The 15,435-nt window shown below is 41.0% G+C and carries 16 protein-coding genes and 1 pseudogene; 2 read left to right on the top strand and 15 right to left on the bottom strand.

Translation table 11 applies throughout. From position 1 onward, the window contains the following. Nucleotides 1-5 precede the first annotated feature (5 nt). From JCM15074_RS01835 to ffh, 6 genes are all read right to left on the bottom strand, one after another. Nucleotides 6-1,094, bottom strand: coding sequence for a 3-deoxy-7-phosphoheptulonate synthase (locus JCM15074_RS01835; protein WP_025819602.1), 1,089 nt, complete (start codon nucleotides 1,092-1,094; stop codon nucleotides 6-8). Nucleotides 1,095-1,290: 196 nt separating this feature from the next. Further along, nucleotides 1,291-1,644 (bottom strand): 50S ribosomal protein L19, encoded by a 354-nt coding sequence (rplS, locus tag JCM15074_RS01830; RefSeq protein ID WP_006080791.1) that lies wholly within the window; start codon nucleotides 1,642-1,644, stop codon nucleotides 1,291-1,293. 33 nt (nucleotides 1,645-1,677) lie between these two features. Next, complete coding sequence (trmD, locus tag JCM15074_RS01825) at nucleotides 1,678-2,424, bottom strand: tRNA (guanosine(37)-N1)-methyltransferase TrmD (protein ID WP_025819595.1); 747 nt, start codon at nucleotides 2,422-2,424, stop codon at nucleotides 1,678-1,680. A gap of 15 nt (nucleotides 2,425-2,439) precedes the next feature. Further along, entirely contained in the window at nucleotides 2,440-2,970 is a 531-nt protein-coding gene (rimM, locus tag JCM15074_RS01820; RefSeq protein ID WP_025819594.1) for a ribosome maturation factor RimM, read from the bottom strand. 20 nt (nucleotides 2,971-2,990) lie between these two features. Then, on the bottom strand, nucleotides 2,991-3,242 hold the full coding sequence (gene rpsP, locus JCM15074_RS01815) for a 30S ribosomal protein S16 (protein WP_025819593.1): 252 nt from the start codon (nucleotides 3,240-3,242) through the stop codon (nucleotides 2,991-2,993). 219 nt (nucleotides 3,243-3,461) lie between these two features. Further along, on the bottom strand, nucleotides 3,462-4,835 hold the full coding sequence (gene ffh / locus JCM15074_RS01810; RefSeq protein ID WP_025819592.1) for a signal recognition particle protein: 1,374 nt from the start codon (nucleotides 4,833-4,835) through the stop codon (nucleotides 3,462-3,464). A gap of 482 nt (nucleotides 4,836-5,317) precedes the next feature. Here ffh and JCM15074_RS01805 point away from each other — a divergent pair, with 482 nt between their 5' ends. Both JCM15074_RS01805 and JCM15074_RS01800 read left to right on the top strand, forming a co-directional pair. After that, nucleotides 5,318-6,106: a cytochrome C assembly family protein gene (locus tag JCM15074_RS01805; RefSeq protein WP_025819591.1), complete on the top strand. Its 789-nt coding sequence runs from the start codon at nucleotides 5,318-5,320 to the stop codon at nucleotides 6,104-6,106. 106 nt (nucleotides 6,107-6,212) lie between these two features. After that, entirely contained in the window at nucleotides 6,213-7,484 is a 1,272-nt protein-coding gene (locus JCM15074_RS01800; RefSeq protein ID WP_025819590.1) for an HlyC/CorC family transporter, read from the top strand. Here the strand turns inward: JCM15074_RS01800 and JCM15074_RS01795 are convergent. The 9 genes and pseudogenes from JCM15074_RS01795 to JCM15074_RS01755 all read right to left on the bottom strand — a co-directional run bounded on the left by JCM15074_RS01795 (nucleotide 7,481) and on the right by JCM15074_RS01755 (nucleotide 15,431). Further along, complete coding sequence (locus tag JCM15074_RS01795) at nucleotides 7,481-8,011, bottom strand: Mpo1 family 2-hydroxy fatty acid dioxygenase (RefSeq protein ID WP_025819588.1); 531 nt, start codon at nucleotides 8,009-8,011, stop codon at nucleotides 7,481-7,483. The genes JCM15074_RS01800 and JCM15074_RS01795 overlap by 4 nt on opposite strands. Before the next feature lie 114 nt (nucleotides 8,012-8,125). Next, nucleotides 8,126-8,506, bottom strand: a complete 381-nt coding sequence (gene acpS, locus JCM15074_RS01790) for a holo-ACP synthase (RefSeq protein ID WP_025819586.1) — start codon at nucleotides 8,504-8,506, stop codon at nucleotides 8,126-8,128. Continuing rightward, nucleotides 8,506-9,243, bottom strand: a complete 738-nt coding sequence (gene pdxJ, locus JCM15074_RS01785) for a pyridoxine 5'-phosphate synthase (protein ID WP_025819585.1) — start codon at nucleotides 9,241-9,243, stop codon at nucleotides 8,506-8,508. The genes acpS and pdxJ overlap by 1 nt, the downstream gene beginning before the upstream one ends. Nucleotides 9,244-9,565: 322 nt before the next feature. Next, complete coding sequence (gene recO, locus JCM15074_RS01780) at nucleotides 9,566-10,249, bottom strand: DNA repair protein RecO (protein WP_025819583.1); 684 nt, start codon at nucleotides 10,247-10,249, stop codon at nucleotides 9,566-9,568. Between the two features lie 8 nt (nucleotides 10,250-10,257). Continuing rightward, nucleotides 10,258-11,256, bottom strand: a complete 999-nt coding sequence (gene era, locus JCM15074_RS01775; RefSeq protein WP_025819582.1) for a GTPase Era — start codon at nucleotides 11,254-11,256, stop codon at nucleotides 10,258-10,260. After that, nucleotides 11,253-11,933: a ribonuclease III gene (gene rnc, locus JCM15074_RS01770; protein WP_025819581.1), complete on the bottom strand. Its 681-nt coding sequence runs from the start codon at nucleotides 11,931-11,933 to the stop codon at nucleotides 11,253-11,255. The genes era and rnc overlap by 4 nt, the downstream gene beginning before the upstream one ends. Nucleotides 11,934-11,935: 2 nt before the next feature. Next, complete coding sequence (gene lepB, locus JCM15074_RS01765) at nucleotides 11,936-12,853, bottom strand: signal peptidase I (RefSeq protein ID WP_025819580.1); 918 nt, start codon at nucleotides 12,851-12,853, stop codon at nucleotides 11,936-11,938. 165 nt (nucleotides 12,854-13,018) lie between these two features. Beyond that, nucleotides 13,019-14,808, bottom strand: a pseudogene (gene lepA, locus JCM15074_RS20465) (translation elongation factor 4). A 146-nt stretch (nucleotides 14,809-14,954) separates the two neighbouring features. After that, entirely contained in the window at nucleotides 14,955-15,431 is a 477-nt protein-coding gene (locus JCM15074_RS01755; protein ID WP_025819579.1) for a SoxR reducing system RseC family protein, read from the bottom strand. Between the last annotated feature and the right edge of the window lie 4 nt (nucleotides 15,432-15,435).

Raw genomic sequence — 15,435 nt, 5'->3', positions numbered from 1 at the left:
ATATTTTAGATTCCTACAACCTTAACGGTATTAAATCGGGATGGTAACACTGGCATTAGCTGTTCAACGCAATGATGTAACAGTTGTTCAGTCTGCAGCCAACCAATGCAGGCATCGGTTACTGATACTCCATAAACTAACTCATTTGAGGGTTTATCACTAGCCTGATTGCCCTCGTATAGGTGGCTCTCCAACATAAATCCGACAATGGATTGATTGCCCTTTTTAATCTGATCCACCAACTCTAGGCACACACTCGGCTGGCGCTTAAAGTCTTTGCAGCTATTACCATGACTACAATCGACAATTAAACGTGCATTTAAACCTGCCTGATGCAATGCCTGTTCACTGCTATAAATACTATCAACATCATAATTGGGTGACTTTCCACCACGCAGAATCACATGCCCATCAGGATTACCGTTGGTTTCCAATAATGCCACTTGGCCTTGATTGTTAATTCCCATAAAACGGTGACGATGTGACGCTGATTGCAAAGCATTAATGGCCACTTCTAACTTACCATCAGTACCATTTTTAAAGCCAACAGGCATAGATAAACCCGATGCCATTTCTCGATGTGTTTGTGACTCTGTGGTACGAGCTCCAATAGCTGACCAGCTAACAAGCTCTGAAATATACTGTGGGCTGATAGGATCTAATGCTTCTGTCGCGATAGGCAGCTCTAATTCCGTCAACCACAACATTAACTCGCGTGCTTGAGTTAAGCCCTTTTCAACATTAAACGACTCATCCATATCAGGATCGTTAATCAGGCCTTTCCAACCCACTGTTGTTCGAGGTTTTTCAAAATACACCCGCATTAGGATAAACAGTTGATCCTTATATTGATCATGCAGTTTTTTAAGGCGTAGCGCATACTCTTTAGCGGCTTTAATATCATGAATAGAACATGGGCCTGTTATCACCAGTATCCGATTATCACGTTTATGAATAATATCAGCAACTTGCTTACGCGCCTGACTAATATACAGACGACCCGCATCATTTAACGGCAATTGTTGTTTTAACTGCTGTGGACTAATAAGCACTTGTTCATTGCTGATATGAATATTGTTAATGGCGTCTGTCATTTGTTGCTCCGGGTACGTTAATTATTTTAGAATGACTCCAAAGTAACACTGTACCGCTACACCATTACAAAATGCAAGCAATAAAGCTAGATTAGTGCGTATATTCTAGTAATTTAAAAGCCCATATAAACAAAAACCCGCCTCAAGGGCGGGTTGATGTGCGAACACTGCGTCTAATTTTTTAAAGCAGGTACTATTACTTAGTAGCCAACTTTTCACGGATACGTGCAGATTTACCTGAACGATCACGTAGGTAGTATAGCTTCGCGCGACGAACGCGGCCACGACGCTTAACTTCGATGCTTGCGATTAATGGGCTGTGCGTTTGGAAAGCACGCTCAACACCTTCACCATTAGAGATCTTACGTACAGTAAATGCAGAGTGAAGACCACGGTTACGCTTAGCGATTACCACACCTTCAAACGCCTGTAGACGCTCTTTGTCACCTTCTTTAACACGTACTTGAACGACTACTGTATCACCAGCGCCGAAAGCAGGTACGTCTTGCTTCATTTGCTCATCGTTGAGCATTTTAATGATGTTGTTCATAAAAACTCCGTTCTAGAATTAACTGAGCTGCGACTATATGCGCTTATTCATTGCATCAACGAACTGCGCTAAAAGTATCGATTGTTCGTCAGTCAGAGCTAGATTTTCAAGTAATTCTGGTCGTCTTAACAAAGTTCTACCGAGACTTTGTTGTAGACGCCAGCGTCTAATTTGTTCGTGGTTGCCACTGAGTAAAACCGGTGGGACATCCATACCATCTAAGCATTCAGGTCGAGTATAGTGAGGACAATCCAGTAAACCGTCAGAGAAGGAATCCTGCTCTGCCGAAGCTTGCTTACCTAGCACGCCAGGTACCAATCTTGAAACTGAATCAATCAATGTCATCGCTGGTAGTTCACCTCCTGAAAGGACGTAATCACCAATCGACCACTCTTCATCTACTTCGCTCTGAATAATGCGTTCATCAATACCTTCGTATCGTCCACACACTAATATCAGATTCTCTGATTGTGCTAACTCTTGTACGCCTTGCTGAGTCAGCTTGCGTCCTTGAGGTGATAAATAAATCACTTTGGCACGATCAGGTGCTGCAGCTTTTGCAGCGTGTATAGCATCACGCAACGGTTGCACCATCATCAACATACCTGGACCACCACCGTAAGGACGGTCATCAACAGTATTATGTCTATCATGGGTGAAATCTCGAGGATTCCACGTTTGCAACTCAAGCAGGCCGTTTTTAACGGCTCGACCCGTAACTCCAAAGTCTGTGACAGCACGAAACATCTCTGGAAACAGGGTTATTACCCCTAACCACATCTGTCGTACCTCGACTTAAAAGTCTGGATCCCAATCCACTAAAATCTGTTTACCTTGCAAATTCACCTCAAGGACGAATTGCTCAGTAACAAAGGGAATCATACGTTCCGCTTTGCCGAAAGCATCTTTAGCATTAGCTTTAACTAGAAGTACGTCGTTTGATCCTGTTTCCACGATCTGGTCAACAATACCCATGTTATAGCCTTTAGTATTAACAACATTACAACCAATCAAATCACGCCAGTAGAACTCGTCTTCAGGCAATTCATTCATTAGTTGTTGCGGGATTGCAATCTCACAATTTGTGAGCATTTGCGCTCTATCCATATCATTAACACCTTCAAGGTGAGCTACAATCGCTTTACCTTGAAAACGCCATTGAAGTACTTTCACTTCGCGCCACTGTCCTTGCTCTTTAATCAACCAAGGAGAGTAGTCAAAAATACCTTCAACAGAATCGGTATAGGCTGTGATTTTCAGCCAGCCTTTAACGCCATAAGTGGAGCCTAGTTTGCCCAATATTACGGGCTGCTGGTCAGTGTTCATCAATCTATACCTTAACGCTATTAAGCAGCTGCTTTACGAGCGTCTTTGATTAATTTTGCTACACGATCAGTAGTAGTTGCACCAGTTGCAACCCAGTGCTCAACGCGATCTAGGTCTAAACGTAATGCTTCTTCTTGACCACGTGCTAGTGGGTTGAAGAAACCTACACGCTCAATGAAACGACCGTCACGAGCGTTACGGCTATCAGCAACAACGATGTTGTAAAATGGACGCTTTTTTGCGCCGCCACGAGCTAAACGAATGGTAACCATGCGTTTTAATTCCTCTAATGATTTGCCTTTCGGCAAAAATAAAAACTGGAGCTCCGTGTTCGCGAAGAGCTCCAGATCGAAAGCCGGAAGATTTTACCTGACTTTTCGACGATTGCAACTAAATAGCTCGAATAAAGACAATTAATCCATTATCAATAAACAGTAATTTACGCATTAAAATTCATCAAAAATCAGTGAGAGTCACCTTCCGAGTGAAGTTTAACGTCCTGGAAATTTCATTCCAGGAGGCATCATGCCTTTCATACCGCGCATCATTTTAGCCATACCGCCTTTTGATGACATTTTCTTCATCATCTTCTGCATCTGGGTAAATTGTTTCAGCAAACGGTTTACATCTTGAATCTGGGTACCAGAACCCGCTGCAATACGACGCTTACGCGACCCCTTAATAATGTCAGGGTGCTTTCGTTCAGCGGCCGTCATAGAGCTAATAATCGCTTCCATTTGGCCTGTCATTTTGCCGTTCTGTACTTGTTCTAATGCATCAGGCGGTAATTGGCCTACGCCAGGAAGCTTTTCAAGCATTCCCATCATACCACCCATATTTTTCATCTGTTGTAACTGTTCACGGAAATCTTCTAAATCGAAGCTACCGCCTTTTTGCACTTTAGAGGCGAGTTTCATCGCCTTATCTTTATCAACGCCACGTTCAACTTCTTCAATTAAAGAAAGAACGTCACCCATACCAAGAATACGTGATGCAACACGATCTGGATGGAATGGCTCAAGTGCATCAGTTTTTTCACCGACACCTAAGAATTTAATAGGCTTACCGGTAATATGACGAATAGATAACGCTGCACCACCACGTGCATCACCATCAACTTTCGTTAATACAATACCGGTTAACGGTAGTGCTTCGTTGAATGCTTTAGCAGTGTTAGCGGCATCTTGACCTGTCATTGCATCAACAACAAACAAAGTCTCAACTGGATTTACCGCTTTGTAGAGATCTTTAATCTCATCCATCATTGCTTCATCGACGTGTAGTCGACCTGCGGTATCGACAATCACCACATCGATGAATTTTAATTTAGCATGAGCAATTGCAGCGGTCGCAATATCAATTGGCTTTTGGCTAACATCAGATGGGAAGAATTCAACTTCAACTTCTTGTGCTAATGTTTCAAGCTGCTTAATTGCGGCTGGACGATATACGTCAGCACTCACAACCAATACTGATTTCTTTTCACGAGTGCGCAATAATTTTGCAAGTTTAGCTACGCTGGTTGTTTTACCTGCACCTTGCAAACCTGCCATCATTATAACAGCTGGCGGCTGGGTAGCTAAATCTAATGCTTCATTAGCTTCACCCATTGCCTTTTCAAGTTCATTCTGAACAATTTTAATGAAGGCTTGACCAGGACTTAAACTCTTAGATACTTCTTGGCCAACAGCGCGCTCTTTGACGCTGTTAACAAACTCACGCACTACCGGTAATGCCACATCGGCTTCCAGCAATGCCATACGTACTTCACGCAGGGTTTCTTTAACGTTATCTTCTGTTAAACGACCACGGCCACTGATATTTTTAAGCGTTCGCGATAGTCTATCGGATAAATTCTCAAACATGTTCCCGCTCTTTACCGGTTAGTATTGATATTAATTTGGCACGCATTATATACCCAACTGACACGAAGAAGCGAGTTTGCCCTCAGTGCTTTACGGGGAACATAAATAGGCGAATACCCAAACCACTTGAAGTTGCGACTTTCAGAGGTGCTTAAGCTATTTCATCTCTCTTAGATATACCTGATATGGGGACAAGACTACAGATTTCAATTGTAATGAGGCTATTTGTTGAATTAATTAAACACTTACGGCTTGCTATTTTTAAGCTTAATCACACATCAGCAACATCGAATAAGCTACTTATCGGCACATAAAAAACAATTAATCTGAATTTATCCATTCAACCACTAATATTTTTATACATCCAGCCGTAATTGATGTCATTTTGTAACCCATATCACTGCCCAAAAGTTGTGACTCCATGTTATTCTTTAGCTAATTATTCTGGTTTAATCGAATTTATTACAGTAGGTATACTTACAATGGTCATTTTCCCCGCCGCCGCAATGTTATTTTACTGCATTGCCTTGGTTTTAGTGACAAGTCGCTTATTTCATGCCGACGGCCCAAACCGCAAAGCAGTTACGGCTGTTGCTGCAATTGCGGTTGCATTGCATGGCATAGCTATTTATCAATCGACCTTTACTAGTCATGGTCAAAATTTCAGCTTAACTAATGTTATTTCAATGGTTAACTGGATTATTGCTTTTAGTTTCACGCTAATGATGCCGAGACTAAAAGTCATTATTGTGGCCCCCGTAGTTTATGCCTGCTCGATCATTTCAGTGGCAATTTTATGGTTGATCCCACCTAAATTTATCCTTCATTTTGAGTTACATCCTGAAGTCCTTGTGCACGTGATTTTGTCATTAATGGCATACAGTGCATTGATGATTGCAGCTTTATATGCAATTCAATTAGCCATTATTCAAAATAAACTCAAGAAAAAGCAGTTAATCCTTAGCCCTGCAATGCCACCGTTAATGACTGTTGAAAAACAACTTTATCACTTAGTCTTAATCGGTGTAATTCTACTCAGTTTATCATTGGCAACAGGGTTTATTTTCTTAGATGATATGTTTGCCGAAGGTAAAGGCCATAAAGCGATATTATCGATTATAGCTTGGGCAGTTTATGTGGCGATGTTATGGCAACAATATACCGTTGGCTGCAGAACCAAAGTAGCAGTTGCTTACACCCTTTCTGGCGGCGTTTTACTAACATTAGCTTATTTTGGCGCCCGCATCGTTAAAGAATTGATTATTGGTTAACCAATCCAACTAAGTCGGCTAGCTTAGGTTAGCTGACTTGACATCCCCCCCCTTTAGAGTATTAACTAAAACCTATCACTATTTTCACCTTAAAGGATTGCCGTTTTTGGAAACCATATCCACTAGCGCACTAATCACAATTCTTATCGTACTCGTGTTAATTTCTGCCTATTTCTCAGGTTCAGAAACTGCAATGATGACCCTTAATCGATACCGTCTTCGCCATCTAGCGACCAAAGGCAATAAAGGTGCTAAACGAGCACAATCGATGCTTGAGCGGCCTGATAAATTGATTGGTTTAATTCTTATTGGTAATAATTTAGTTAATATTTTAGCCTCCTCTATCGCCACAATTTTAGGCATGCGCTTATGGGGTGATTTAGGCGTAGCCATTGCAACCGGGGTACTGACACTTGTGGTATTAGTATTTGCCGAGGTCACCCCAAAAACAATTGCTGCAATGCATCCGGAAAAAATTGCCTTCCCTTCCAGCTGGTTATTAAAGATTTTATTAGTGGTTTTGGCACCATTAGTTATTGTAGTAAACGCAATCACAGGCACCTTTTTAAGGATTTTAGGAGTAAAGTCCATCCATAATAATGATGCTCTCAGTCAAGAAGAACTACGCACTGTCGTTAACGAAGCAGGTACGCTTATCCCCCAACAACACCAAGAGATGTTGATCTCCATCATGGATTTAGAAAACGTTACCGTAGAGGATATTATGGTGCCACGTTCTGATGTGTACGCCATTAATATTAATGACGATTTTAAATCGATTAATAAACAGGTCATTAATAGCCCCCATACTCGTGTTTTACTGTATAGAGATAATATTGATGATGTTGTGGGTTTCGTTCATTTACGCGACGCATTACGATTACAGTCTAAAAACCAATTTACTAAGTCATCACTATTACGCGCGGTAAAAGAGCTTTATTTTGTGCCTGAGGGGACGCCACTGAATGTACAACTCAACAATTTCAAACAAAATAAGCAACGCTGCGCCCTAGTCGTTGATGAATATGGCGACATTCAAGGCTTAGTCACCTTAGAAGATATTTTGGAGGAAATTGTAGGGGAATTTACCACATCAATGATCCCTGCTCCCAGCGAAGATATTTTCCCACAGCAAGATGGTAGCTATCTTATTGAAGCCAGTATCAACTTACGTGAGTTAAATAAAGAGATGCAATGGCACTTCCCCATTGATGGCCCCAAAACCATTAATGGTCTTATTGTTGAATACTTAGAGGATATTCCTGCCGCCCACACTAGTATGCGTATTGCAGGTTACCCAATTGAAGTCGTTGATGTGGCAAATAATATGATTAAAACGGTACGGGTACAGCCACAATATTATCAAGCCCCAATCTAACTATCTTGTTTGCGCTTTTGTTCCAATTCATGGCGTAACTTTAACGCGGCAGGGGTAATCTCATATAACAATGATGTTAACAAGCCTAAACTAAAATAGACTTCTGCCATCAAAAATAATGGCCCGATTAATAATTGATTCAAATCATCAACAAATGCAGGCTTTGCTCTTTCAAAATAGTGGCCAACAAACTGAAATAACCAGCCTACAATAAAAACCATCCCCCCTAGTAATAGCGGTTGTTCAGTTTGAACCAGAGAAACACTAATCAAGCTGGCGATAAACCAGATTGATAAACCAAAAGCTAATTTCGGCGCTAATAACCAATAATAGGCTAACACCATAAAAGTCACTAACGTCGCCAGATTAACTGTTTGTCCCATGATTTGATATGGAAATGATATGCCAGTCAATAGCATCATCACAGCCCAAATAATCAAAGGAATACCAATAAAGTGAGTCATCAAATTATAACGATTAAAGTGTACACTTTTATATTGTGCTAAATGTTGAGCCAATGACTTCATAATCCCTCACGGTTAATATTTAATCTAAACAATTAACATATATGATCTTACGCCCATAAAAAAGGAGCCGAAGCTCCTTAAATGGCAAAAACAAGATTGAGGTATAATCAGCGATTAAGACTCCAATATAACTGTCGCAACTGCGTAATGAACTTCATCCGCTATGGTGATATGGCAATGTTGGCCGCCTAATTCAACTAAACGCTGTAATGCTCCTGATGAAAGTGTCACTTGTGGAGCACCTAACACATTATTACTGACTTCAATATGCTGAAACGAAACTCCACGGCCAATTCCTGTCCCTAATGCTTTGGCAACGGCCTCTTTTGCGGCAAAACGTTTGGCTAAAAAACGATATGGTTTGGCACTTGCTTTATATTGCGCCATTTCATTACTCGTAAGCACTCTTACAGCCAACTTGTCCCCTAACCGTTGACACTGATGCTCCATACGCGCAATCTCAACAATATCTGTACCTAGCCCAACAATTGCCATTACTCGCCTCTACGACCTTCTAACATCAGTTGTTTCATATCTCGTACCGCTTTATCTAAACCGTCAATTGCCGCTCTGGCTATGATTGCATGGCCAATATTAAGCTCGTATAACTCAGGAATAGCAGCAATAGCCTTCACATTATGGTAATGCAAGCCATGACCTGCGTTTACAATTAAACCTTGTTGATGAGCATATGTTGCCATTGCAGCAATCCGCTCTAGCTCATGCTGTTGTGCAGCTTCCGTTGTAGCATCAGCGTAACAACCAGTATGGATTTCAATATAAGGCGCACCTACAGCTACAGCAGCATCAATTTGAGTTTTATCAGCATCAATAAACAGTGACACTTTAATGCCTTGCTCAGCTAAAATAGCAACTGCATTTGCTATTTTAGCTTGTTGTCCTGCAACATCTAAACCGCCTTCAGTGGTTAACTCTTGACGCTTTTCAGGCACTAAACAGACGTAAGTCGGTTTAACTTCACAAGCAATGGCTATCATCTCATCGGTCACTGCAATCTCAAGATTCATTCGTGTCTTTAACGTCTTGGCTAGCACATATACGTCTCTATCAACAATATGGCGTCGATCTTCGCGTAAATGGATAGTGATGCCTTCAGCACCAGCATGCTCTGCTACAGCGGCTGCATGGACAGGATCTGGATAGTTTGTGCCTCTGGCTTGGCGAAGAGTAGCAATATGATCAATATTAACACCGAGAAGAATGCGGCTCATGGGTACTCCTAGTTAGGATTTAGGTTATCCATGCATTGTACTGATATATTATTGCTTTAATAGTGATATATACCCAAACTACTTGAAGTAGCTATTTTCAGAAGTACTTAACCCAATTCTATATACATCTATGCTGGAATATCATGGCCTTTTAAATCGATGCAGCAATGGGTAGGCTTTCTTTGATGGGTTTTAACGCGCTTTATACTGCATTATCAATTTAGATAAAGGAATAACCATTAACGGTAATCAATGCCTTGCCTAAAGCACATTAAATTCTTATAAACTCTGCAACTTAGGTTGTTGGTAAATAAATAGATTTTTATCGTTTTTCACAAGCTGCAGCAAATAGCAGTCGACTTTGTAAGGGCTTATTGCCTAAGACTTCTTGCAATAGCTGTCGCATTAAATATTTAGCTTGTGGCAGGTGCTGACTTTCTAATTGTTGTTCACGCAATGCAATTAGCATCTCGCCGCTATAGGTATTACGCATCATTTTTGCCACGGGTAAAAAACCCTGTTGGCTAATAAAGCGATAATCCATGTCTCCATCGATACTGGCACCATAGCTATCAAACTCTAAACTTGGCATAGTACCAAGCTCAAGCAATAGCGCACATTCAAATTGGCGTAATTGGCGTTCACACACACCTTGAGTCAAGCTAACAAGGGTCTGATGATAAGGGAAAAAAAGCGATTCTGCTTGGTGTTGATTAGTTAAACAACGGATCAGCAACTCATTAAGATAAAGGCCTGCAAACATCTCTTTGCTTGCCAAGGGTATCGCAGGTGCAGCAGCTTCAACTTGGGTTAAGGTTTTTAGCTCGCCTTTACCAAGATATTGAAAGATAAGCGGTTGGAATGGGCGAATAATACTTTTAAGTGAGCGTTTGCCACTGCCCAGTCGGACAATGGCATCAACTCGACCAACGCCATCAACCAGAAGGTTAACTAGCGCGCTGGTCTCTTTATATGGTCTGTGATGCAGAACATAACCACGTAACATAGTACGAGTTATTCTTCACCATAACCAAGGCTGCGCAATGCTCGTTCGTCATCTGCCCAACCTGATTTCACTTTCACCCAGACTTCAAGGAACACTTTATTATCAAATAATGTTTCCATATCAAGACGAGCTTGAGTCGCAATCGTACGAATACGTTCGCCATTCTTACCAATCACCATACGCTTTTGGCCTGTACGTTCGACAAGAATTAGCGCGTTGATTTGGTAAACTCCATTTTCCATCATTTTAAACTGTTCAATTTCAACAGTCGCATCATATGGCAGCTCATCACCTAAAAAGCGCATCAGCTTTTCACGCACAATTTCTGATGCCATAAAACGCTGCGAACGATCAGTCACATAATCATCAGGGAAAAAGTGAACAGACTCTGGCAATGATTCACGCGCCATCTGCATAATAGTATCAACATTGGTTCCTTTACTTGCTGATATAGGCAAAATTGCGTCAAACGCGAACTTTTTACCCATCTCTTCTAAATAAGGGAATAACGCTTCTTTATCCTTAAGATTGTCGACTTTGTTAATCGCCAATACAATCTTACGGTCTTCATCACCACGACGTAGCTTGCTTAACACCATCTCATCGTCAGCAGTCCAAGTCATACCATCAACCACAAAAATAACCATAGAAACATCAGCTAACGAGCTTGATGCAGCACGGTTCATTAAACGGTTAATGGCACGTTTTTCTTCAATGTGAAGGCCCGGCGTATCAATAAACACAATTTGTGATGGGCCTTCAGTATGAATACCCATGATACGATGACGTGTTGTTTGAGGCTTTTTAGATGTAATACTAATTTTTTGCCCTAACAAACGATTTAATAACGTAGATTTACCTACATTGGGACGACCAACAATCGCTACCATACCACAATAAGTCACATCGTAGTTAGGAGTCGACACTTGATGATTCATTTTCGATAATAAATCATCTAAGCTCGGCTCATTATTGTCGTTTTGTGGTAAATCAGGTTTGTTACTCATTTATTTAATAACTCCAATACCTGAGCAGCCGCAACTTGCTCAGCTTTTCTTCTGGAGCTACCCACTCCAATTACTGCATCAGCTAAATCACCAATGCGACATTCAACGGTAAACGTTTGATCATGCGCTTCGCCTTGAATATCAACCACTGTGTATAGTGGCAAAGGCTTCTTAAAGCCTTGAAGATATTCCTGCAAACGCGTTTTAGGGTCTTTTTGGTTAATTCCAGGTTGGATCTCACTTAAACGACCGTGATACCAAGTTAATAATAGCTGACGACACACTTCTAGATCTGAATCTAAATAGATAGCACCAATAATGGCTTCTACAGCATCTGCTAAAATAGACTCACGGCGAAAACCACCACTTTTAAGCTCACCGGGACCTAGGTTTAAATAATCACCTAATTTAAATTCCTGCGCAATTTGCGCTAACGTATCGCCACGCACAAGGGTAGCACGCATGCGGCTCAAATCGCCTTCAGTTGCTTTAGGAAATTGCTGATATAAAGCATCTGAAATAATAATTGAGAGTATTGAGTCACCAAGAAACTCTAAACGTTCGTTATGTTTGTTCGCAGCACTTCGATGAGTCAGTGCTTGCGTAAATAAAGCTTGATTATTAAAGGTATAACCTAAAATACGAGATAATCTCGCTAGATTTTTAATTGGTTCCATAATTAATGAATTCCACCAATGCGTTCAAAACGTACACCACTAGGAACCCATGTAGGTACCCAGTCAGATGCACTCCGGTTGAACTCGAAACTCATCCAAATTGCAACAGCCTTACCCACAAGATTCGCCTCTGGGACAAATCCCCAAAAACGGCTGTCGGTACTGTTGTCTCGATTATCACCCATCACGAAATACTGGCCTTTAGGCACAATAAACTCACCCAGCGGTAAGCCTTGTTCATGATAAAAATAGTTACGCAATTCAGGTCGGCTCGGGTTGATTAAAATATTATGCTCCACCTGACCCAGTTTTTCACGGTATTGAATAAGAGGCACACCATTTTGGTTAAACTGCCCTTTATTAACAAATTCATGTGGCACTAGCTCTAAGGCTGGACAAGGTGTTTGTCCCTTTTTACACGCTTTCTGAATAAATAATTGCTTATTTTGATAAACAATTTTATCACCAGGAAGACCAACTACGCGTTTAATATAATCAATATTAGGATTTTCAGGGTACTTAAATACCATGACATCACCGCGCTTTGGCTCGCCAGTCTCAACTAATTTTGTACGCCAAACTGGATCTCGTAGTCCATAACTAAACTTTTCTACCAGGATGAAATCCCCTACTAACAGAGTAGGCATCATAGATCCTGAAGGAATTTGAAACGGTTCATAAATAAATGAACGAAGGATTAATACAAAAGCAATCACAGGGAAAATTGAACGCGCGGTCTCAACCATTGCTGGCTCGCGGGTAATTCGCTCAGCAACTTCATCACTGATATCAGCTTGCTGTGACATTGCGGTAGCTAAAGTTGCTTTACGCTTAGGCGCAAAAAATAGCGCATCGATTAACCAAATCAAGCCACTACCGAGAGTTACAAACACTAAAATTAGTGAAAAATACGCGGCCATAAATCACTTTCTCCTGCCTATGCAAAAATATAATCGTTGTTTATTGCAATTAACACTTCACCATTTTTACATCATTTAGCAGATGATGCAGTGCTAATAACAAAAATAGACAGCGCCGCAAGTGCGACGCTGTATAAACTCTAGCTCAATCAGAACAGTTTCTGATTACTCATTAAGCTTAAGCACAGCTAAGAATGCCTCTTGTGGCACCTCAACGTTACCTACTTGCTTCATGCGCTTTTTACCGTCTTTCTGCTTTTGCAGAAGTTTCTTCTTACGTGATACGTCACCACCATAACACTTAGCGGTTACATCTTTACGCAAGGCTTTAACGGTCGAACGAGCAATGACTTGAGCTCCGACGGCTGCTTGAATAGCAATATCAAACATCTGTCTTGGAATAAGTTCTTTCATCTTATCCACTAATGCTAGACCACGATGACGAATATTGTCTTTGTGGATAATCATCGCTAACGCATCAACACGGTCACCGTTAATTAAGATATCTAAACGCACCATGTTAGCCGCTTCAAAGCGAATAAAATTATATTCAAGTGAAGCATAACCACGACTTGTTGACTTCAAACGGTCAAAGAAGTCCATCACTACTTCAGCCATAGGTAAGTGATATGTCACAGCAACTTGGTTGCCGTGATAAACCATATTGGTTTGCACACCACGCTTCTCAATACAAAGCGTAATCACGTTACCTAAATAATCTTTAGGAACTAAGATATTAGCTTCTACAATTGGTTCGCGGATCTCTGCAATATTATTAATTGCAGGTAGATCTGATGGGTTATCAACATAAACCACTTCGCCACTGGTCATCTCTACTTCATACACAACGGTAGGAGCAGTTGTAATCAAATCAAGATTATATTCACGCTCTAGACGTTCCTGAATAATCTCCATGTGCAATAGACCTAGGTAACCAATACGGAAACCAAATCCTAGTGCAGATGATGTTTCTGGCTCAAAGAATAATGAAGCATCGTTTAAGCTTAACTTGTTTAACGCATCACGGAAGTTTCATATTCATCAGTAGAAATAGGGAAAACACCGGCGTAAACCTGAGGCTTAACACGCTTAAAACCAGGTAATGGCTCCAAAGCACCATGTTTTGCATGAGTTAATGTATCACCAACAGGTGCGCCGTGGATCTCTTTGATACCCGCAATAACATAACCTACTTCACCCGTTTTTAGTGCTGGTCTATCAGTTTGTTTAGGGGTAAAGATACCAACGCGATCAGCATTATGAGTTTGACCGGTAGACATGACTTTAAACTTGTCACCTTTCTTCAGTACACCATTTTTAATACGTACTAAAGATACAACCCCAAGATAGCTATCGAACCAAGAGTCGATGATTAGTGCTTGTAACGGGCCATTCTCATCACCTTCTGGTGGTGGAATATCAGCAACAATCACTTCAAGCACATCTTCAATACCAATACCTGTTTTTGCTGAACAACGTACAGCATCAACAGCATCGATACCGACGATGTCTTCAATTTCTTCAGCTACACGCTCAGGATCAGCTTGTGGTAAATCGATTTTGTTCAATACTGGAACAACATCGAGATCCATTTCTAATGCGGTATAGCAGTTTGCTAATGTTTGTGCTTCTACACCTTGACCAGCATCTACTACCAGTAGCGCGCCCTCACAAGCGGCAAGAGAACGAGACACTTCATATGAAAAGTCTACGTGGCCAGGAGTGTCAATAAAGTTAAGTTGATATGTTTCACCATCTTTCGCTTTATAGTCCAAAGTAACACTTTGGGCTTTAATCGTAATACCGCGCTCACGCTCAAGATCCATGGAGTCCAGAACCTGTGCAGCCATTTCACGGTCAGTTAAACCGCCGCAAAACTGAATTAAGCGATCAGATAGTGTAGATTTGCCGTGATCAATATGGGCAATAATCGAGAAGTTTCTAATGTTTTTCATTATATGCTGCAAAGACTAAACTAATAATTGGATATGATATAAGGTGCGAAATTGTACCTGATTGTGCATTTAATACCAATCAGATTCGCATCTTCACTCTATTTAATGGTTAAGGCCGACTGTTGGTGCACAATTATGCAACAGTTTTAAGCTGAACAAATGCTGTTTGTAGCAATCGGTTGACCAATGTAAGCGAGAATAACCGGTTGCGCTTGTGCTTCTAATTGACGTGCTTTGCGTTTACCAAACATCCAAAATAAAACTGCGCCAATGATGGCTCCAATTAAACTGTATAGATCTGGTGATAAAGAGACAACCGAAGCTAACCACTGCCCTAAAATAGCACCCACAAATAAACCGAAAAGAGGCATCATATAAACTAAGGCTGCAGCTTTAAGAACGACACTTTCACTCAAGCCTAATTTTAAAATATCGCCTTCTTTACAAGGTTTATGACTCACAATAGAGAAGCGCTGAACTTTAGTACCAAATGCTTTAGCCACACTACTAGCACCACAATTATCGCTATTACTACAATGGTTACAGGCACTTTTTAATTGAACTTCAACTTGTACCCAACCAGAATCATCTTGGCTGATGACTCTGGCCATTTCTTGCATCATAACA

It is taken from the genome of Shewanella marina JCM 15074 (assembly GCF_000614975.1).
GTDB classification, from domain to species: domain Bacteria; phylum Pseudomonadota; class Gammaproteobacteria; order Enterobacterales; family Shewanellaceae; genus Shewanella; species Shewanella marina.
The sequence above is the reverse complement of the archived record's forward strand: the minus strand, read 5'-3'. Positions and strand labels throughout refer to the sequence as shown.